This is a genomic window from Kribbella sp. NPDC049227 (assembly GCF_043197265.1).
In the GTDB taxonomy this organism is placed as follows: Bacteria; Actinomycetota; Actinomycetes; order Propionibacteriales; family Kribbellaceae; genus Kribbella.
Window position 1 is genome coordinate 422,567 of record NZ_JBICST010000007.1, and the last position, 18,043, is coordinate 440,609.

At 66.6% G+C, this 18,043-nt stretch carries 25 protein-coding genes and 1 tRNA gene; 16 read left to right on the plus strand and 10 right to left on the minus strand.

The genetic code is table 11. The annotated features are described in order from the left end of the window. The first annotated feature begins 54 nt into the window (after nt 1-54). Nucleotides 55-942, plus strand: a complete 888-nt coding sequence (locus ACGFH6_RS31530) for an alpha/beta fold hydrolase (protein WP_393391210.1) — start codon at nt 55-57, stop codon at nt 940-942. Here the strand turns inward: ACGFH6_RS31530 and ACGFH6_RS31535 are convergent. Continuing rightward, nucleotides 929-1,792 (minus strand): winged helix-turn-helix transcriptional regulator, encoded by an 864-nt coding sequence (locus ACGFH6_RS31535; RefSeq protein WP_393391211.1) that lies wholly within the window; start codon nt 1,790-1,792, stop codon nt 929-931. The two genes, ACGFH6_RS31530 and ACGFH6_RS31535, sit on opposite strands and share 14 nt — an antisense overlap. 90 nt (nt 1,793-1,882) lie before the next feature. Between ACGFH6_RS31535 and ACGFH6_RS31540 the strand changes: the two genes are divergently transcribed. Next, complete coding sequence (locus ACGFH6_RS31540; protein WP_393391213.1) at nt 1,883-3,082, plus strand: MFS transporter; 1,200 nt, start codon at nt 1,883-1,885, stop codon at nt 3,080-3,082. Here ACGFH6_RS31540 and ACGFH6_RS31545 read toward each other — a convergent pair. Continuing rightward, nucleotides 3,015-3,464, minus strand: a complete 450-nt coding sequence (locus tag ACGFH6_RS31545; RefSeq protein WP_131349810.1) for an Lrp/AsnC family transcriptional regulator — start codon at nt 3,462-3,464, stop codon at nt 3,015-3,017. The genes ACGFH6_RS31540 and ACGFH6_RS31545 overlap by 68 nt on opposite strands. Nucleotides 3,465-3,611: 147 nt before the next feature. Here ACGFH6_RS31545 and ACGFH6_RS31550 point away from each other — a divergent pair, with 147 nt between their 5' ends. The 6 genes from ACGFH6_RS31550 to ACGFH6_RS31575 all read left to right on the plus strand — a co-directional run bounded on the left by ACGFH6_RS31550 (nt 3,612) and on the right by ACGFH6_RS31575 (nt 6,368). Next, the gene (locus ACGFH6_RS31550; RefSeq protein ID WP_272949102.1) at nt 3,612-3,740 is read left to right on the plus strand and encodes a hypothetical protein; all 129 of its coding nucleotides are present in this window, start codon (nt 3,612-3,614) and stop codon (nt 3,738-3,740) included. Nucleotides 3,741-3,817: 77 nt separating this feature from the next. After that, entirely contained in the window at nt 3,818-3,976 is a 159-nt protein-coding gene (locus ACGFH6_RS31555) for a hypothetical protein (protein WP_393391215.1), read from the plus strand. A 20-nt stretch (nt 3,977-3,996) separates the two neighbouring features. After that, complete coding sequence (gene nadD / locus ACGFH6_RS31560) at nt 3,997-4,608, plus strand: nicotinate-nucleotide adenylyltransferase (RefSeq protein ID WP_131349812.1); 612 nt, start codon at nt 3,997-3,999, stop codon at nt 4,606-4,608. Nucleotides 4,609-4,617: 9 nt separating this feature from the next. Beyond that, complete coding sequence (rsfS, locus tag ACGFH6_RS31565; protein ID WP_393391217.1) at nt 4,618-4,995, plus strand: ribosome silencing factor; 378 nt, start codon at nt 4,618-4,620, stop codon at nt 4,993-4,995. Next, nucleotides 4,992-5,639: a histidine phosphatase family protein gene (locus ACGFH6_RS31570; protein WP_393391219.1), complete on the plus strand. Its 648-nt coding sequence runs from the start codon at nt 4,992-4,994 to the stop codon at nt 5,637-5,639. Before rsfS ends, ACGFH6_RS31570 begins: the two co-directional genes overlap by 4 nt. Nucleotides 5,640-6,295: 656 nt before the next feature. Then, nucleotides 6,296-6,368 (plus strand) — tRNA-Ala (locus ACGFH6_RS31575). A 265-nt stretch (nt 6,369-6,633) separates the two neighbouring features. Here ACGFH6_RS31575 and ACGFH6_RS31580 read toward each other — a convergent pair. Beyond that, nucleotides 6,634-7,221: a GNAT family N-acetyltransferase gene (locus ACGFH6_RS31580; RefSeq protein WP_393391739.1), complete on the minus strand. Its 588-nt coding sequence runs from the start codon at nt 7,219-7,221 to the stop codon at nt 6,634-6,636. 272 nt (nt 7,222-7,493) lie between these two features. Here ACGFH6_RS31580 and ACGFH6_RS31585 point away from each other — a divergent pair, with 272 nt between their 5' ends. Beyond that, a complete protein-coding gene (locus ACGFH6_RS31585) occupies nt 7,494-8,081 on the plus strand; it encodes a GNAT family N-acetyltransferase (RefSeq protein WP_393391220.1) in 588 nt (195 codons plus the stop codon). Nucleotides 8,082-8,483: 402 nt separating this feature from the next. Beyond that, entirely contained in the window at nt 8,484-8,849 is a 366-nt protein-coding gene (locus ACGFH6_RS31590; protein WP_393391222.1) for a nuclear transport factor 2 family protein, read from the plus strand. 174 nt (nt 8,850-9,023) lie between these two features. On the opposite strand, the gene ACGFH6_RS31595 is transcribed toward ACGFH6_RS31590, so the two are convergent. After that, complete coding sequence (locus tag ACGFH6_RS31595; protein ID WP_393391224.1) at nt 9,024-9,419, minus strand: hypothetical protein; 396 nt, start codon at nt 9,417-9,419, stop codon at nt 9,024-9,026. A 390-nt stretch (nt 9,420-9,809) separates the two neighbouring features. On the opposite strand from ACGFH6_RS31595, the gene ACGFH6_RS31600 reads away from it, so the two are divergent. The 3 genes from ACGFH6_RS31600 (at nt 9,810) to ACGFH6_RS31610 (ending at nt 11,864) form a co-directional block, all read left to right on the plus strand. Then, nucleotides 9,810-10,217 carry a hypothetical protein gene (locus tag ACGFH6_RS31600; protein WP_393391226.1) on the plus strand — a complete coding sequence of 136 codons (408 nt, stop codon included), beginning with the start codon at nt 9,810-9,812 and terminating at the stop codon, nt 10,215-10,217. 535 nt (nt 10,218-10,752) lie between these two features. Beyond that, the gene (locus tag ACGFH6_RS31605; protein WP_393391228.1) at nt 10,753-11,139 is read left to right on the plus strand and encodes a hypothetical protein; all 387 of its coding nucleotides are present in this window, start codon (nt 10,753-10,755) and stop codon (nt 11,137-11,139) included. Next, nucleotides 11,139-11,864 carry a DUF4395 domain-containing protein gene (locus tag ACGFH6_RS31610; RefSeq protein WP_393391229.1) on the plus strand — a complete coding sequence of 242 codons (726 nt, stop codon included), beginning with the start codon at nt 11,139-11,141 and terminating at the stop codon, nt 11,862-11,864. The genes ACGFH6_RS31605 and ACGFH6_RS31610 overlap by 1 nt, the downstream gene beginning before the upstream one ends. A gap of 103 nt (nt 11,865-11,967) precedes the next feature. Here the strand turns inward: ACGFH6_RS31610 and ACGFH6_RS31615 are convergent, their stop codons facing one another. Genes ACGFH6_RS31615 through ACGFH6_RS31625 form a run of 3 tightly spaced genes read right to left on the minus strand, consistent with a single transcriptional unit; the run spans nt 11,968 to nt 13,364 of the window. Further along, the gene (locus ACGFH6_RS31615; protein WP_393391231.1) at nt 11,968-12,411 is read right to left on the minus strand and encodes a hypothetical protein; all 444 of its coding nucleotides are present in this window, start codon (nt 12,409-12,411) and stop codon (nt 11,968-11,970) included. A 28-nt stretch (nt 12,412-12,439) separates the two neighbouring features. Continuing rightward, nucleotides 12,440-12,865, minus strand: a complete 426-nt coding sequence (locus tag ACGFH6_RS31620) for a hypothetical protein (RefSeq protein WP_393391233.1) — start codon at nt 12,863-12,865, stop codon at nt 12,440-12,442. Between the two features lie 46 nt (nt 12,866-12,911). After that, a complete protein-coding gene (locus ACGFH6_RS31625; protein ID WP_393391235.1) occupies nt 12,912-13,364 on the minus strand; it encodes a hypothetical protein in 453 nt (150 codons plus the stop codon). A gap of 362 nt (nt 13,365-13,726) precedes the next feature. Here ACGFH6_RS31625 and ACGFH6_RS31630 point away from each other — a divergent pair, with 362 nt between their 5' ends. After that, on the plus strand, nt 13,727-14,395 hold the full coding sequence (locus tag ACGFH6_RS31630; protein ID WP_393391236.1) for a GPR1/FUN34/YaaH family transporter: 669 nt from the start codon (nt 13,727-13,729) through the stop codon (nt 14,393-14,395). Between the two features lie 103 nt (nt 14,396-14,498). Here the strand turns inward: ACGFH6_RS31630 and ACGFH6_RS31635 are convergent, their stop codons facing one another. From ACGFH6_RS31635 to ACGFH6_RS31645, 3 genes are all read right to left on the minus strand, one after another. Beyond that, on the minus strand, nt 14,499-14,885 hold the full coding sequence (locus ACGFH6_RS31635; protein WP_393391238.1) for an SHOCT domain-containing protein: 387 nt from the start codon (nt 14,883-14,885) through the stop codon (nt 14,499-14,501). Between the two features lie 210 nt (nt 14,886-15,095). Beyond that, on the minus strand, nt 15,096-16,229 hold the full coding sequence (locus ACGFH6_RS31640; RefSeq protein WP_393391240.1) for an FAD-dependent oxidoreductase: 1,134 nt from the start codon (nt 16,227-16,229) through the stop codon (nt 15,096-15,098). Nucleotides 16,230-16,333: 104 nt separating this feature from the next. After that, on the minus strand, nt 16,334-17,014 hold the full coding sequence (locus tag ACGFH6_RS31645) for a hypothetical protein (RefSeq protein ID WP_393391242.1): 681 nt from the start codon (nt 17,012-17,014) through the stop codon (nt 16,334-16,336). Between the two features lie 64 nt (nt 17,015-17,078). On the opposite strand from ACGFH6_RS31645, the gene ACGFH6_RS31650 reads away from it, so the two are divergent. Together ACGFH6_RS31650 and ACGFH6_RS31655 are read left to right on the plus strand one after the other, a co-directional pair. After that, nucleotides 17,079-17,564 carry a CGNR zinc finger domain-containing protein gene (locus tag ACGFH6_RS31650; protein WP_393391244.1) on the plus strand — a complete coding sequence of 162 codons (486 nt, stop codon included), beginning with the start codon at nt 17,079-17,081 and terminating at the stop codon, nt 17,562-17,564. A 32-nt stretch (nt 17,565-17,596) separates the two neighbouring features. Beyond that, on the plus strand, nt 17,597-18,031 hold the full coding sequence (locus ACGFH6_RS31655) for a VOC family protein (RefSeq protein ID WP_393391246.1): 435 nt from the start codon (nt 17,597-17,599) through the stop codon (nt 18,029-18,031). The last annotated feature ends 12 nt before the right edge of the window (nt 18,032-18,043 follow it).

The following is an 18,043-nucleotide window of genomic DNA, read 5'->3' on the forward strand; positions in this document are numbered from 1 at the left end:
CGGGGTCAGAGATACTAGTTGCAATGCAACTAGAGCATGTGTGACTATCGAACCATGAGAACAGCAGAACTGACCCAGGGTGCGGTCGAGTCCCGCGACGGCACCGAGATCGGCTACTGGAAGACCGGGCAGGGACCGGCGGTCGTCGTACTGCACGGCAGCATGGAGTCGGCCCGTAGTCACACGCTGCTCGCCGAGGCGTTGGCCGGCGACTTCACCGTCTACCTCCCGGATCGCCGCGGACGTGGGTTGTCCGGTCCGCATCGGCCGGACCACTCCGTGCGTACCGAGGTCGAGGATCTCGAGGCGGTCCTGACCGCGGCGGGTGCCGAGTTCGCCTTTGGTGTCAGCGCCGGCGGCGTTGTCGTGCTGGAGGCGGCGCGCACACTGCCGGGCCTGCGGAAGGTCGCATTGTATGAGCCTGCGATTGTCGACAATCCCACGGCGCATCGGGAGTGGCTGATCCGCTTCGACAGGGAGGTTGCTGAGGGCAATCTTGCCGGTGCGATGGTGACGAGCATGTACGGGTTGCAGTTGGCGCCGGCGTTCCTGAAGGTCGTGCCGCGGCGGCTGATGACGCGGATCACCGAGAAGATGTTGGTCAAGGAGGAGCGGCAGGCTGGGGCGGACGCCATCACGATGCGCAAGCTCGCGCCGACCATTCACTACGAAGGCGCGCTGATCGCCGAGGTGGCTGGGACGTTCGACGCATTCCGCGACGTGTCGGCGGACGTGCTGCTGATGGGTGGCAGCAAGGGTCTCGCGGCGTTGAAGCCTTGGCGGGACACGCTGGAGCAGGTTCTTCCACACTGCCGACGGGTCGAGTTCGACGGCCTCGACCATGGTGGGTCCAGTGACCCGGGTGGAATCAATCCGGGCGGCAGTGCTCAGGCGATCGGTCGCGTGGCCGGTGAGCTGAAGACGTTCTTCAAGCGGTCTTGAAGGCCCAATCGACCGCGTCGGCGATGTCCGTCACCGGGTATCGCGCGGCTTTCACCACGCGGTCGGCTCCGATCACGAGTACGACGCGCTTGAGTCGCTCGTATCCGCCCGCGCGGAAGGTTGGCAGCCGGAGGGCCGCGGTCAACTCCAGCTCCAGGTCGGACAGCAGGGCATGCGGGATCTCCTCGGACTTGGCGAACGCCAGCTGTTCGTCGGTGCGCTGGGTGCTGACTCCGCGCACCGCGATTCCCTTGGCGACGAACTCGTCGTACCGCGCGGCGAAGAGGCGGTTCTCCAGCGTGCAGCCGTTCGCACCGGCGATCTCGCCCCAGCCTTCCGGCAACGGAGTCGGCCGACCGGTCGCCGGGTAGCCGAACAGGACAGTCGCGCGGGCGTCCGCGTCCACCACGTCGATCGTCGTACCGCTGACGGAGGGCAGAGCGATCTCGGGGACGCGCCGACCCACCAGTTCGTGGATCCGGTGCGCGGGCGGCTCGTCGGCGTCGTTCGTGCCGGTGAGCGAACCGTCTCCGAGCAGCCAGCGGTCACCCCAGTCCTGCAGCGCCACCAGCACCGGCAGCAGCGCGCGGCCGCGCGGGGTGAGGCGGTAGGCGTAGCGCGTCGGGCGATCCTGGTACGCCGTTCGCTCGACGATCCCGCTCTCGAGCAGGCCGGTGAGCCGTTCGGTCAGGACCTTGCGGGAGATGTGCAGCGAGTCGGCGAGTTGGTCGAAGCGGTCGAGGCCGCGAGCGAGGTCGCGCACGATCAGCAGTTCCCAGCCGTCGCCGATCACACCGAGGGACTGCGCGATCGCACAGTCGGGCTCGGGGGAGAAGCTGCTCCGCCGCACGTCGAACCCCCAATCCGGTTGCCACCACGCTAGCTGGCCTACTAAGTTCCTGTTAGGAACTCACTCTACTGTGCTCTGGCTGGGGGCCGCATGTACTGGCGTCGGATCGCTGAGCTGCCGGCGTGGCTCAAGGCCGTGATGGTCGGCCAACTGGTCAGCGCGGCCGGCGCGCTGGCGTGGATCTACCTGACGCTCTACCTGGTTGAGGATCGCGGCATGTCCGCGCAGGCGGCCGGCTTCGCCGCGGCGGCGTACGGCGTGGGGTTGCTCGGAGGCAATCTGGGCGGCGGATGGTTCGGCGACCGCTTCGGCCTCCGCCGGGCCGCGGTGGGCAGCCAACTGGCCTGGTCGGTCTGTTGCTTGGCCATGCCGTTCGTGCCAGGCGGGCTGCTGATCGTGGTCGGGACGCTGGCCGGTCTCTTCGGCGGGGCGGGCCGGCCCAACATGAGTGCGCTGGTCGCGACTGCGCTTCCGGCTGAACGTCGACGCGAGGGGATCGCGTTGTCGCGGACGGCGAGCAACGCCGGGTTCACGATTGGGCCTCCGCTGGGAGGGTTGCTGGCGGCGTACAACTTCTCGCTGGTGTTCGTGATCGACGCCGTCACCAGTCTGGTGCTGGCGGCGGTCATCTGGCGTTGGGTGCCGCAGGCGTCGCGTGCCGGCTCGGCTGTGGCTCGTGGACTGTGGCGGGCCCTGCTGCGGGACAGGCAGGTGCTGATTCTGCTGGCGGCGATCGTCGTCATCGACACCGTGTATCGGCAGCTGTTCGCCACCATGCCGCTACTGCTCCGGGACGCTGGTACGCCGGCAGTCGCCTACGGACTGCTGATCGGCTTGAGCTCTGCCGTCATCGTGTGCTGCGAGGCGCCGCTCGCCGTACGTCTCCGCGCGCATCGGTCGACTCGGGTGATCGCAGTCGGCTTCGCGCTCGTGGGTCTGGGGCTGGCGGTGTTGGGCGTCTGGCCGGCGCTGGTGGGGGCGACGCTTGCGATGGTGGTCATCACGGCGGGGGAGATGCTCTACAAGCCGACTGCGACGGCTCACGTCGCCGATGCGGCCCCGGAAGGCATGGTCGGGCGCTACTCCAGCCTGTACGCCGCCGCGTCCATCAGTGGCATGTTCCTGGCGCCCGCTCTCGGTGGTGCGGCCTATCAGCACGTTCCCGACCTGCTCTACCCGGTTGCGGCGGCGCTTGCCTTCGGTGCGGCCGTCGTACTGCTGCTCACTCGGGCAGCGGCGCGGGACGCCCTTCCCATCGGGTCGACAGCACGACAGTCGTCCGGGTCCTGACCACGCCGTTCACCCGGCGCAGTGTGCCCACGACCGCCTCGAGGTGGGTGACGTCGGCAACCCGGACCTTCACCACCAGTTCCTGGTCGCCCGCGACGAACCAGCAGTCCTCGACCGCCTCGATCTCCCGGACCTGGTCGACGATGTCGTCGGTCTCCACGTCGTCGCGCTGGAACAGCCCGATCAACGCGCTCGTCCCGAGCCCGACGTGCTCGGGGGCGACCACGGCGCGGTACCCGAGCAGTACGCCGCGTTCCTCCAGCCGCCGGACCCGTTCCTGCACGCTCGGGCCGGACAGACCGACCACGCGGCCCAGCTCGGCCCAGCTGGACCGGCCGTTCAGGCGGAGTGCCTCGATCAGCTGCCGATCGATCGCGTCCATGGCGCGAACCTCCCGTTCACCGCAGATTCGTAGGCACATCACTCGATCTGCCTTTAATTCGTTTGTGTGAGCGTAACTGACGCCGTACAATTTGAAGTGTCGAGGCCAGCCCGCCACGATCCCGCCGTACAACCCAGTGAAGGACTCATGATCACCCCCGAAGTTGCCCGTGCCCACATCGACGAGCGCCAGCGTGCCGCCGCGCAGGCCCGGCGTGCGCACGCCGTACCGTCCCAGTGGCGCCGGCTGCTGACCCGTCACATCCGCCACAGCTGACGTCCTCCGCGCGACCGGCCGGCCGATGAGGCCACCGGTCGCGCTTCTGTGTCCGGCCACGAGATAGGCTCTGGGGCATGCAATCGCACATCCTGCCGCTGCTGGCGGCCGCCGAAGAGGCCGGCTCCGAGGCCAAGCACATCTCGGAGTGGTGGTACGGCGGGTTCGCCCTGTTCGTACTGGTCCTGCTGCTCCTCGTCACCGTCATCATGGGCAAGGGCCGGCCGCACTCCTGAGCGGCTGAGAACTGGCTGATATGGCTTCCGTCGAGCGGGTCCGTCGCCTGGGCGTGATGGGCGGCACGTTCGACCCGATCCATCATGGCCACTTGGTCGCGGCCAGCGAGGTGCAGGCGTACTTCGACCTGGACGAGGTGATCTTCGTCCCGACCGGCCAGCCGTGGCAGAAGACCGACCGGGCGGTCTCCCCGGCCGAGGACCGGTACCTGATGACGGTCATCGCGACGGCGTCGAACCCGCGGTTCTCGGTCAGCCGGGTCGACATCGACCGGCCCGGGCCGACGTACACGATCGACACCCTGCGCGACCTGTCCGCGCTGTACCCGGACGCGGAGCTGTTCTTCATCACCGGTGCCGACGCGCTCGCCCAGATCCTCACCTGGCGCGACGTGGACGAGATGTTCAAGCTGGCGCAGTTCGTCGGCTGCACCCGGCCCGGGACCGAAGGCCTCGAGCTGCCCCTGGACAAGCTTCCGATGGATCGGATCACACTGCTCGAGGTGCCGGCGCTGGCGATCTCCTCGACCGAATGCCGGGCCCGGGTCGCCAAGGGCAACCCGACCTGGTACCTCGTGCCGGACGGCATCGTCCAGTACATCGCCAAGCGCGAGCTCTACACCAACCGTTAGAAGGAACCTATGCCAGCAAGCGATCGTGCCATCGAGCTGCTCACCGCGGCCGCCGAGGCCGCACACGACAAGAAGGCCGAGAACGTCCTCGCCTTCGACGTGTCGGAACAACTCGCCATCACCGACGCGTTCCTGGTCGCGTCCGCGTCCAACGACCGCCAGGTGCGGGCCATCGTCGACGCGGTCGAGGAGAAGCTGCGGCTCGACTTCGACGCCAAGCCGGTCCGCCGCGAAGGCGCCCGGGAAGGCCGCTGGGTGCTCCTCGACTACCTCGAGATCGTCATCCACGTCCAGCACGACGAGGAGCGCAGCTTCTACTCCCTCGAGCGACTCTGGCGCGACTGCCCCGCCATCCCGCTGCCGTCCCCGATCCCTTCGGCTGAATGAGCGCGGGGCGACTGATCGTCTGGCGGCACGGCCGGACCGAGTGGAACCTGCAGGACAAGATGCAAGGCCAGGCCGACATTCCTCTCGATGAGGTCGGCATCGAACAGGCCCGCGTGGCCGCCGCACGGCTCGCCTCCCTCGCACCGACCCGCCTCTTCGCCAGCGACCTCCAGCGCGCTGCCGCCACCGCCGGCGAACTGGCAGCGCTGACCGGCCTCAAAATCGAGTACGACGAAGCCCTCCGCGAGATCCACGTCGACGACTGGGCCGGCAAGACCTCGGCCGAAATCGCCGCCACCCAACCCGAAGCCCTCGCCCGCGTCCGCGCCGGCCAAACCCAGCGCCGCGGTGCCGCCGGCGAAACCACCGAAGAAGTCGCCGACCGCTTCAGCGCCGCGCTGACCCGGATCTCGGCCGAAGGCACCTCGGAAGACACCATCGTCATCACCACCCACGGCTTCGCCGCCCGCGTCGGCATCTGCCAGTTCCTCGGCATCCCGCAGGCACACTGGTCGGCGTTCGGCGGCCTCGCCAACTGCAACTGGATCTCGCTTCTGCCGAGCCGCAACAACGGCTGGCGCATCGAGGAATGGAACGCCGGCTCCCTCCCCGAACCAGTCATGAGCGACGACCCCCAACGCTGATCCCCTGGAACACCCAAATCGGACACCGCTCCGCGGCGGCTGTCTTGTTGGCCGCCTTCGGCGGCGCCGCGGAGTGCTGTCCGGCGTAGTGCCCTCGGCGGGTGAGCTGGGGTGGGGGAGGCGATCGGTCACCGCTGCGCGGCGGCTGTCTTGTTGGCCGCTTCGGCGGCGCCGCGGGACGCCCTCCGGCGTAGTGCACTCGGCGGGTGAGTCCGGTGATTGGCAGTCGGACGTCGCTGCTCAGCGGTACTCGTCTCGGCGGCCTCCGACAGCGCGTCTCGGCCTACTGCACTCGGGCCAGCTAACGCGGTTGGTTGGTACCGCTGTGGGGTGTTGGCCGCGCGCAGCGGTGTCGCTCAGACGCTCCGGCGTACCGCAGTCGACGGGTTTCTTCGTAGTCAATTCAGAAGGACTCGGGCTGCTCCGTCGCCGGGACTGTTGCCGGCCGCGTCAGGCTTGCTGACTCGGCGCATCAGCTGGATGACATGAGTCAGAGTTGAGGCTCCGCCCAGCGGCGACCTGAGGAGGTTCAGCCGCCGCCTGCGGGCCGGATCCGCCTGTGTACAGCCTGCTTCCGGCGTGCCTGCGAGCGAGGGGTATCCGATTTTTCTTTGGCACCCGGTATCCGCTAAACTTCCGGAGTCGCAAGACACCGCGGGGCTTTGGCGCAGTTGGTAGCGCGCTTCCATGGCATGGAAGAGGTCAGGGGTTCGAATCCCCTAAGCTCCACCGCAGGTCAGAGGCCCCTTCCCGGTCGGGAGGGGGCCGTTTTAGTTGATCCCGGGAGGCCAAACGGGAGGCTATGACTTCCAGTTGCGGGCACGTCGCTGGCGATCTTCGCCGGGGGAAGTGCTCCAGGAGGTTGAGCTTGCAGACGGTAGGGGTCGCCTTCGCCGTCGAACTGGCCTGCGGAAGCTCCGGGCCATGGCCCAAATCACCGACTCGTTGCCCTAGCCGAAGAACTCGACAAGCCCGGCTTCGATCGCGTGCGACATCACCTTGGTTCGTCCGGCTCGCGCATCGTCCATTCGTGCGGCAGCGCCGCGAACCACATCACGTCGATGCGCTCGCCCTGCCATACGCTGTGTGCGCGCATCGTTCCCTCGTGCACGAACCCCGCTCGGCGGGCCACCGCAGCTGACGCTTCGTTGTCCGCCTCGACCGTCAGGAAGGCGCGGGCTGCGCCGAGCTCGAACAACCATCGGGTGAGCAGAACCACCGCCCGAGTCGCGTACCCGCGCCCTCGCGCACTCGGCCCGATCCAGTAGCCGAACTGCGCTACGTCTTCCTTCGACCATTCATCGACGCCGCAGCAGCCGACCAAGTCACCGGAGGCTGCGTCCGTGATCGCGAATGCAACACCAGAGGGTGGCTTCGCCGCGCCGAACGCCCGCCAGCTCGACGCGAACTCGTCGCTGATCGCTTCAGCGTCCTCGATCGAGAGCGGCGGAGCCGGCCGTCCGAGTCGGTCGTGGGCCCCGTTGTAGCGTCGGATCGCTGGATCGGCGAACGCTTCCACCATGAACCCGGCGTCATCTCTCGACCAGGGTCGGAGAGTGACCACACCATCCGAGAGCGACACGACCGGAATGTCGGCATCCGCTTCACGCAAGTCGATCGGCTCCTTCCGGTTTGCACATGTCGAACTCGGAGGTTACCCGAGCCTCCTCGGGGCTCACCGCCGCCAGCCTGGACCTTGCTGGACGCAGGTGGACTTAGATGATGGGCAGCCCAACCGCCCCAACGCACGAGAAATTGCATGACCTGAGTGTCCAGTTGAGGGACTACCGGCTCGGGGAGAATCTCGTTCGCTACCGGACGCAGAACGTCCGCAATCGGGAGTACGTTGCTGGCATGTCCGACTTCATGATCAAGGCGCTCACGCCGGAGACGTTCGACGACTTCGCCGCCCTCGTCGAGCGGAACAAGGGCATGTTCGCCAGTTGCTGGTGTACGCATTTCCATCCCGACTGCGCGGAGAAGGGCCAGACCGCCGAGGGGAACCGGGCGCTGAAGCAACGTCTGGTGGCCGACGGGATCGCGCACGCGGCGCTGGTCTACGAGGGCGACCGGGCCGTCGCCTGGGCGGAGTACGGATCACCCGAGGAGCTGCCCAACATCCAGCACCGCAAGGAGTACGTCGCCACTGCCGAGCGACTGCCCGACTACCGGGTCACCTGCATCCTGGTCGAGCGCGGCTTCCGCGGTCACGGCCTGGCGGCGATCGCCTTGCGCGGAGCCGTCGAGCTGATCGCGCAGGCCGGCGGCGGACTGGTCGAGGGCTACCCGCACGACACCGGCGGGGTCCGGAAGAAGAACTCGTCGTTCCTCTACAACGGCACCCGCACGATGTACGAGCGCGAGGGCTTCACCTACGACCGACCCAAGGGCCTGGGCAACTGCGTAATGGTCCGCGAGGTCCCCCCGAGCACACGCAACTGACCCGCTCCCTCGCTCCACCCGGAAACAACAGCTACCCAGCACCACACCGTCTCTACGAGTCGCTCGGCTTCTTCACGATTGCGCGTACGCGCACACTTTCGCGGGACCTGTGGCGGGCTCTCGCGACTGATCCACAAGCCGGACGCCCACCGGTCGCTTGAATGGCATGGAACGTCAGGGATGAAAGCGGCGGTAGGGATCAACATGGACGCCGTCAAAGCGGTCCTTCCATGGTTGGTCTAGCCGGAGCTTAGAGGCGGGGGTGACGTGACACCGTCCGGATCTGCGGCAGATGGTGAAGACCTGGATGCGGATGAGTGTGCTCTGTGGCGTGTGTTCGTTGCGTGGTGACGAATAGGGTTGAGGTGTCTTGGCTGCTGTGATCGCTGAAGGGGGACCGTCATGGAGGACGACACAGCACTGATCGTCGCGACGGTTCATGACTACTTCGACGGGTGGTTCGAGGGTGATGTTTCGCGGATGGAGCGAGCGCTTCACCGCGATCTCGTCAAGCGGTCGCCCGGGGAGGATCAGGCATCCACGCTCCCGTTCGTGACGGCCGAGCAGATGATCACCTGGACGGGCGAGGGCGAGGGTGTAGAGGTCGCCAGTGGTCTCGTGGACCGCACGATTGAGGTCGACGTGCTCGACGTCAAGCACGACATCGCTTCAGTGCTCGTCCGCTCTGAGCCGTACCACGAGTACCTTCACCTGGTCCGCACCCGCGACGGTTGGAAGATCGCGAACGCGCTCTGGTGCACGCCCTGATAGCGATGATCTGAGCCCAAGTTCCTGCGGGCATCCACATCGACTGGGCAACGCGGTTGGAAGAGAAGGCCTGTCCGGACGTGCAGTCTTTTCGGGCTCAATCTGTCACGGAACGCCCGGACATACCTCGATCCGTGCGGTCATGCCGATGCGCGGATGTTCAGCCATCCAGTTTCAGCCGATCTCCGCGACCACCGCGGCGCAGAAATCGTCGGTCCGGCCGGTCTGCTTGACGACGCCAATCCTGCGCACGAGCTGGTCGTCGGACTGGTCGGTCGGGGTTCCGCCGTTGTCGAACAAGAACTCGACGACCGTCTGCCCAGTCACGCGGGCGATCCGCTCGCCGTTCTCGTTGTACCAGACGATGTTGCCCATGAACTTGACCCGGTAGGTCAGAGTGCCGTCGCCGTTGTCCGTGATGCGATGGTCACCGCCGTTGTACGACCCGACCGAGGTGACCGACTCTCCGTTCGCCACGTTGGTGGCGGAGTCTTTGAAGTCTGAGTGATCGAAGTTGTACACCAGGCCGTCGGGGCCGTGTGAGTTGATCCTGTACCGGGTGTCTGCCATGCCGGCTTCCGCGACCGTTAGGCCAGGAACGTCACAGTAGTCCTCGGAGAGCTGGGAGTACTCATCGTGGAATGTACCCTGCTCGATTAGCGCCGCCGAGGCGGAACCCGCAGTCCAGACCGACGGCCCGGACATGCCGACCAACACGGCCCCCACAACTGTCATCGCACGAGATCGCCTCATGATGATGCCCCCTGGTGATTGACGCGACGTACTTCGAATGGCAGCCCCTTTCTCGGCATACGCCTGGTCGAGGTGCTGCGCAACAGTTCGCCAGAGTCCGACCGTCTCCCACCGGAAGCTTGTATCACCCGAATGATCCGCAGCTGCCGCGATCCGCGTTCATGCCGCGAAGAGTGCGCCGACATGTAGATCACTACGCTGCTGCGTGTGAGTTACGACTTGTACTTCTGGCCGTCCGGGGCAGCAAAGAGCCCTCGCCTGCTGGCTGATCGGCTCGCGGACGAGCAGGCCGACGGTCTTGTACCGGATAGGAGGGTCTTGGCCTTCCGCGCCGAGCTGCTACGCCGCTGGCCGGACCTTGCCGACATGATCGCTCCGTGGCATCACGATCTGGGCTGGCGAAAGCCATGGGGCCGCACCGACCTTGCCGATCGATTCGTCGGGGTCACTCTGCCCTACGGCTGCGGAAGCACCGGCGCACTCCCTGCACTGGCCGCTGCGTATGGGCTCGACGCGTACGACGCGCAATCGGAACAGCTGGTTGCGCCCGGGGCGCGGCCACAGGACGGGGGAGTTCTCGGCGACGTGGCCCTGCCCAGATCGACGGATGGGTGACCGAGGAACACGTCGTGCAGTTGTTTCGGCAGATCAGTGCCTAAACATCGGCTGCGCGTCTGACGATCTGGGCGAGGCGGCGCTGACCGGCGTGCTCGACGGCACGAACGACGAGGCAGTCGACGGCTGGTTCGAGTACCCGCTGGCAGGCACGCCCACGCTGCGTACTCCGGCTGGCGCGGCCACCGGACAGCGCAGTGGTCAGTGTGCGCGTCGAAGGCACCATCGATCTGGTCCTGGCAACACAGATAGAAGCGCTGCTGGATCTGCTGTAGAGAAAGTTGCAGAGCAACAAGCCGCGCGTCTCTGGATGAGCCCGCGATCCGCGCGTCCGCGCTGTCGCAGATCACCTGTCGGACGAGTGTCGCGCATCAGCCGACGGAGGACACCCTGAGCGCACTCCCGTCGTGGTTGGCCCGGTGCCATAGGTTGGTCGACTGGTGCGTGGGATTGGGGTCTTGTGATGGATGGTCGGCGGCCGAGTCCGTGGGGTTCGCCCGAGGTGTTTCGCACCCTTGTGCGTCAGGCGGGCCTGATGGTGGGGTCGTTGACCGCGGCGAGCGCGTGGTCGGTGTTCGGCTCGTTCAGCAGGATCGAGTTCGATGTGCCGTGGGAGCCGGAGTCCGATGGTCTCCTGTACCAGTTCGGGATCTATGACTTCTCCGGCGAGCCACGCTTTCACTTCGATCTGACCAGGCAGTTCGGCTTGCGTGGCTCCGACGAGTATCTGCAGTTCCACTGCGATCTCCAGTACCTGCCGACGCCTCGGCTCGAGGTGCTGGGTTCACATTCGGAGTGGTGGTTCCGAGGCGACGGCAGACAGCTGCCGGAGTGGGTCGACGCGGTGAACCAGCGTCCGGAGTGGGCTGTTCTGGAGTCGGTCCTACCGACGGCGGTCGAGGTCTACTGCGACGAGACGTGATGTGGCCGGTCGGCTTTGATGTTGCGGACCGGCAGGCTGGTGGTGCGCTCGACCAGGTCGTCGTTGCCGGGCAGCTCGACGGACAGGGTCGTGTCGGACGCGAGCAAGGTGCGAGAGTGGGCGCCTGCACTGCGGTCTTGCCAATTGCGGCTCGCATCTGGCGGCGTCCGTGGTTCAAACACTGGTCCGAACAGATGCAGGGGTGGGCCGAGTATCCTGACCTGGATCGAACTAGGTGGCATCTCACTCTGGAGAACCACATGCGCAGCACGAGTAGTGGCGCGTGCCCGCTCCGCGCCCATGTCGATCCGCGCCTCTTGCGATTCAGCGCCGGGGCCACAGCGAGTGTGCTCGCCGTCGTGCTGCTGATCGTCGACGTTGCTCGACCGTTGGGTCTCGGCCTGCTCGCCTCCCAGGTCGCGGTGTTTGCGTTCACCGCGTTCGTGAGTTTTCAGTGGTCGTTGTGGGCGCAGATCTTCGCCCGTGTCATCTGGCCGCGGATCGGGGCGCCAGCCGAGTTGGAGGATGCTCGGCCGCCGAGATTCGCCCAGTTCGTCGGCTTCGTGTTCACCGCTCTGGCGCTGATCACCTTTGTACTCGGCGTCGATGTCGCCGGCTACGGCCTCACCGCTCTCGCCTTCGGCGTGGCAGCCCTCAACGCGTTCACCGGGCTGTGTTTGGGCTGCAAGGCCTACCATCTGATCCGTCGACCGAAACCGGCCTGAGTCTGGTCGACCGCGACTCCCACCACATTCAGCGGGACGTCCCCATCCGGGCTGATCGGTCCATTCGGCCTTCTCGGTGGTGTGCCGCGAGTTGTTGTTTGGCTCAGCGGACAGGGGCGCCGGGGAGGAGGGCTCGCCACCAGGGGGTCGCGAGGAATCGGTCATAGCGGGCTTCCTGCTCGTCGACGGTGCCGATTGTGCTGGCGGGGGCGTGGTCGAGCATCAGGGCTTTGTGGTGAATGCCGAGAAGCGTTCGCCGGCTGAGGATGTAGACGACATCGTTGTTCCAGTCGCGGCCTTTGCGCATGATGACGTCGATCCTCGCGGCCGCGCAGCACAGCTTGTAGCCGAGTGGGTCAGTCTGCCGACGGAGTTCGACGAACGCGTTCCACAGACCTTGTGCGGTCGCGGTCCAGGTCGCACCATCCGGAGCCGTCAGGACCAGGGTCCACTGCGAGTCCTGATCCGCCCGCTGGTCCAAGGACCACACCGTCTCGAGACCGTCGATCGAGACGGTGATCGGCTCCACAACGCGGTAGTCGCTCATCGGCCACCGAAATCTACACGAAGAGACATCAGCGGACTGGGTCGCCGGGGAGGAGGGCTCGCCACCAAGGCGTGTCTATCCAGCGGTCGTAGCGGGCCAGTTGCTGATCGACGGTGGCGGTCTTTGCGGGCGGGGCGTAGTCGAACATGAAAGCCTTGCGCTGGACCCCGAGCAGAGTCCGCCGGCTCAGAAGGTCCACGATATCGCCGCCCGTCCATCGGCCACCGCGCATGTTGGCATCGACTCTGGCCCCCGCGCAACACAACTTGTAGCCGACCGGCTCGAGTTGACGTCGCAGCTCGAGGAACGCGGTCCACAAGCCCTCCCCCGCTCCGGTCCAGGTTGCACCGTCAGACGTCGTCAGAACCAGCGTCCATTGCCTTTCCGGCGTCGAGGTCTGCTCCAGGAGGCACACCGTCTCGATGTTGTCGATCGAGACGGTGATCGGTTCCACAACGTGATAGTCGATCATCGGCCATCGACATTTGCGCGAAGTGACATCAGCGGACTGGGTCGCCGGGGAGGAGGGCTCGCCACCAAGGCATGTCTGTCCAGCGGTCGTAGCGGGCCAGTTGCTGATCGACGGTGGTGACCTTGCCGGCGGGGGCGTCGTCGAACAACGAGGCCTCGTGCCGGATGCCGAAGAAGGTTCGGCGGGTCCAGAGGTCGACGATGTAGCCGTCGTACGATCGGCCGCGGCGCATGAACGCGTCGGCCCTCGCGCCCGCGCAGCACAACCGGTGGCCGAGTGGTTCGAGCTGACGCCGCAGCTCGACGAACGCGGTCCACAGACCCTGGCCGGAGCCGGTCCAGGTCCTGCCGTCCGGTGTTGTCAGGACCAGTGTCCAGTGGGAGTCGGTGGTGGACGTCTCGTCGACCGAGCACTGCTGTTCCTTGCCGTCGAGCCAGACCGTGAGCGGCTCCACCTCGTGATAGTCGATTCGGCCGTTCATCGTCTGCGAACTCCGATTCTCGATCTTGGGCCATCCCCAACTGACCGGTGAATCTAGCGGACTTGGTGAACTCGGGTGCGATCCGGTCCTCGAAACAGATCTGCCAGACTCTGGCCGGATTGCTTGCTGTGGACAACGAAGCTCCCGCATTCCGGCCGCGCCGAGTGTGCGGCAGGAACGAAGTGGTGGGTGGGGGTGAGACGCATAGCTTCCATCCGGCCACAGCTTGACCAGATTGGAACCGCGCGGCGATCGGCGGTGCGTGAGCGCCGGGGTGGGGCAGTGCCTCAAATCGAGACAGATTGCCGGGTGCGAAGTGGAGAGACTGATCGCACCCGGGATCCGCCCGAAAGGAGTTCGCCATGACCACCATCGACGCCGATGCGTACGCCGCCCACGAGGAACGCGCCCAACCTGTCGCTGAGGCCGCTGCGGCTGAGGCCGCGGTCCCAGCGGTGACCGGAGACCCGTCTCTGATCGGTCTCCCCAGTTTCATCGTGGGATCGGTCGCGCTGGGCCTCGTCCTGGTCGGCTACGTGCCTGCGGCCGCGGTCGGGGCCTCGCTCTCCATCATCGTCGCGGCTACCGGGCTAGGCCTGGTGATCGCGGCCGTCTGGGCGGCAGGCGTCGGTCAGAGCGCGGTAGCCGGCGTGTTCGGCATCTTCGCGGGATTCTGGCTCAGCTACGCGATGCTCGTACTGGGCCTCACCCACAACTGGCTCGGCATCGTCGCCGCGGACGCCGTCGACACGCAAGGCTTGTTCCTGATCTCGTGGCTGGTCGTGATCGGGATGCTGACCCTGGCCACACTCCGGCTGCCGAGCGCGTACACGGTGCTCTTCGCGCTCATCGAGATCGCCCTGGTGCTGGTCTTGGTCGGCACGCTGCAGGACTCAGCAGGCGTGCTCCACATCGCAGGTGTGGTGGTGTTCCTCTTCGCCGCGGTGGGCGTCTACCTGTTCTTCAACTCGGCTTCGCAGGCGACAGGCGGTAGCGCGCTTCCGCTCGGACCACCGCTCGTCCATGGTTGAGCCTTGCCCCTGAGCCTCACCGCAGGTCAGAGGCCCTGTCCCGTTCGGGAAAGGGCCTCCGACCTGTACGCCGGGGCTGGCTAAGCCTCGTGCTGGTACGTGGTCAGGCGAGTGCCTTGGTCTTGATGGAGTCGTACTCCTCCTGTGTGATCGTTCCGGAGTCGAGCAACTCTTTGGCGCTGGCGATCTCGTCGGTCGGGCTCTTGGACGTGCCTGCGACATCCTGGATGTACTTCTTCTGCTCGGCCTGCTGCTCCTCGAACGCCGTCCTCCGGCGCTCGTTCATGCTCCGGCCCCGAGCGATGAGGTAGATCAGTGCCCCAACCCACGGCACGAAGATGAGCAGGATCGCCCAGCCGGCCTTCGCCCAACCGCTGAGCGAGCGGTCGCTGAACAGGTCCCACAGACAACGGAACCACACCATCAGTGCGGCGATCCAGATGAAGAACCAGAAGCTCCACAGGAGCACTTCCCCGAAGTCGTTCGTCATTGCGTCCACGGTCATTCCCTCCAGAGATGAGCGGACGCGCCAGCCGGCTCACCCAGGTCGAGCCTCATGACCTGCGCCTCCGATGGGCGTCTCGGTCGCATTGCAGCAGGTCCGGACTGTCCGGTGCGTCACCCATGGGGGATGAACTCCGTTGCCATCGGCAGACGCGTCACCCATGGCGGATGAACTTCGTTGCCATCGGCAGGGAGGTCATCCCAGCATGTCGTCGACGGCGATGCGGGCGGCTGACGGGCAGCCCTTGGTGAAGCCGTAGAAGGGGCCGAAGTCGTGGGTCGCCGCGAACCCGGTCAGGTAGAGCCCGGCCAGGGACGTCTCGAGGCCCTCGGACAGGGCGGGGAAGCCCTCGGCGACCGAGATCCGATCCACAACATCGCTCAGGTAAGGCACGCGAGCAAGGTCGGCCCGATAGCCGGAGGCGAAGACCACGTGATCGGCTGTCAGCGCCGCGCCGTCGGACAGAGTCAGCGTCACGTCGTATTCGCTGACTGCCGTGCCGACCACCGCACACCCCGGATGACTGGTCACGACAGCCTCCGGGATCCGCGGTACGAGCCAAGGTTCGAGGGTGAGACGACCGACCTGCCAGAACTCGGCGGCGATCGCTCGCTGCCGCTCGACCGAGAGACCTCGCCACCATCCCCGGTGTGTCAGCGTCTGATTCACGTACTGGTCGACGAAGCGCCAACTCACCTTGGCGAACGTCGGTGTGCTGTGGCGATGCACCACGTCCACCTGCGCGGCGTCGTGGTCACACAGCAAAGCCGCCCATTCGTAGGCGCTTTGCCGGCCGCCGATGATCACGACCCGCGCACCGGCGAGCGCATCGAAGGAGACCAGTTCAGACGTGTGCGAGCGGCGAGCCGGAGGGACGTCGGCGTACCACTCCGGCAGGTTGAGGAAGTAGCCGATGCCGGGTGCGGCGAGTACCTTGTCCGCGGTGATCGTCGTACCGTCGTCCATCGTTGCCACGAAGCCCGCGTGCGGATTGGTCAGGCCGGTCACGAGGCGTTCGTCGAGGTCGAGCCTCTTGCACTCGCGGAACCACTCCGTGTAGTCGAGGAAGACCGAGATCGGGATCGGGTCGAAGTCTTCGGGGCGCAGGCCGCGATCCTCGAAGAAGGCCTCGAACGTGTACTCGCCGTTCCCGTCGAGATGCCAGTCGGGACCTGACCGCAGAAACATCTCAACCGGCATGTTCTTCCGCCAGAACGCCATCGGGTGGCCGACGATCCGGGTCTCGATGCCGTTGTCACGGGCAAGGGCCGCTGCAGAGTAGGCATAAGGCCCCGCGCCGACGACCAGCAGATCCGTCCGGTCCGGCATCGTGCCTCCTGAAGGTGTGGCCGGTGGCAACGAGAACGAGTGGGCGGTGAGGCCAACAATCCTCCACCTGATGCGTTGGCGCCAGGAGGTCACCCCAGGGCGGATCAGTTCTTGGCCAGGAGCCAGCCGATGCGTAGTTCTTCCGCGCCCGGGCGGAAGGTCCGGATCAGCTCGGCGCGTTCGGGGTCGTCTTCGGGGAGGTCCTCGGCGAGGGCGGCCTGGGCGGCGATCGTCTGGGGCCTGGCGCCGAGCGCGGCGCGCAGGTGGAGTGAGCGGCGCAGCATCGCGATCCGCTCCGCGGGCTCCTTGAGATGCGCGAGGTGCCGGATGATGTACGACTCGAAGTAGCCGTCGCCGGACTTCGTCGCGATCTCGAGTGCTGTCTCGTAGCGTGCGAGGGCGCCGGCCGGGTCCTCGTCGATGTTGTCCAGCAACACGCCCCAGTGGTACTCCGCCCAGCCCCGCTGCTTCTCGTCGTCGCTCTGTGCCGCCGCACGGTAGCCGGCCTCGGCCACGGCGCGGTCGTCGGCGCGGGGGTCGCGCTGGAACAGCAGGCGGCTGTACGCCATTCGCGCCGTGAGCAACTGCGCCGTCGGCGACGCGGGATCGAGTGCCGCGACCGCCTTCTCGGCCTCGTCATGACCCTCGATCCGGAAGAACCAGCGGTCGACGGCGATCTCGGCGTGTAGTTCGGGCTCGGCGTCCGGGTCCACGACGGCGAGTGCGGCATCCCACTCCCCGAGCAGGTGCAGGCGTCGGGCCACGTAGGCGTCATCAGTTAGCATGACGCCTACCCTAGGAATCGATGATGTAGGTGGTCAAGTGGAATACGGCGACTACATTGGGAACGTGACGCGGCTGGCCGTCGAGCTGGCCAACACCGGCACGCTCAACCAGGACGGTGAGCTGGTCGCCGTGTTCTTCGCAGAGCACGAGATCACTCCGCCGCCGGACGGCGACTACGGCGACCTGCCGGATCTCGTGCGTACGGCGTTGGCCCAGTCGGTCGACGGGGCCGCCCCGGACGCCGTACACCGCCTGCTGCGCGACTACCCGCCGGACATGCACCTGTCCGACCACGACGGCGGCTGGCACATCCACTTCAGTCGGAACGGCACCCCGGCCAAGCGCTGGGCCGGCCAACTGATCGCCGCCAAGCTCGCCCTTGTCGCGGCGGGAGATCCGGCGGTGACGCTGGGGCGGTGCGCCGCTGCCGGATGCGGCAACTACTTCGTGGACCAGTCACGGAACCGGACGCGCCGGTTCTGCTCGAACGCGTGCGCGAGCCGTACGACGGTCGCGGCGTACCGAGCCCGGGCGGCGAATAACTCCTAGCAGAGTCTCGCGATGTCCAGCACGATGGACGGATGGCATCGGTCAGGCAGTTCCAGGTCACCTTCGATTGCGCGGATCCTGAGCGCGTGGCTCGTTTCTGGTGCGAGGTGCTGGGGTACGTCGTACCGCCGCCACCGGAGGGGTTTGCCACCTGGGCCGATTTCGATCGCTCGCTGCCGCCTGAGCGTCAGGGGGCGGGGTTCTCCTGCGGCGATCCCACAGGGGTAGGCCCGCGGCTGTACTTCCAGCGCGTTCCCGAAGGCAAGATCGTCAAGAATCGGGTGCATCTCGACGTGCGGGTCGGCACCGGGCTTGTGGGTGAAGAGCGCGTGGCGGTCCTCGAGGCCGAATGCGCACGGCTGGTCGCGCTCGGCGCGACACGCGTGCAGCTACTGCGGGCCGACGGCTTCAACGAGTCGTGCCTTCCCATGCTGGATGTCGAGGGCAACGAGTTCTGTCTCGACTGAGTCGATGGGGGT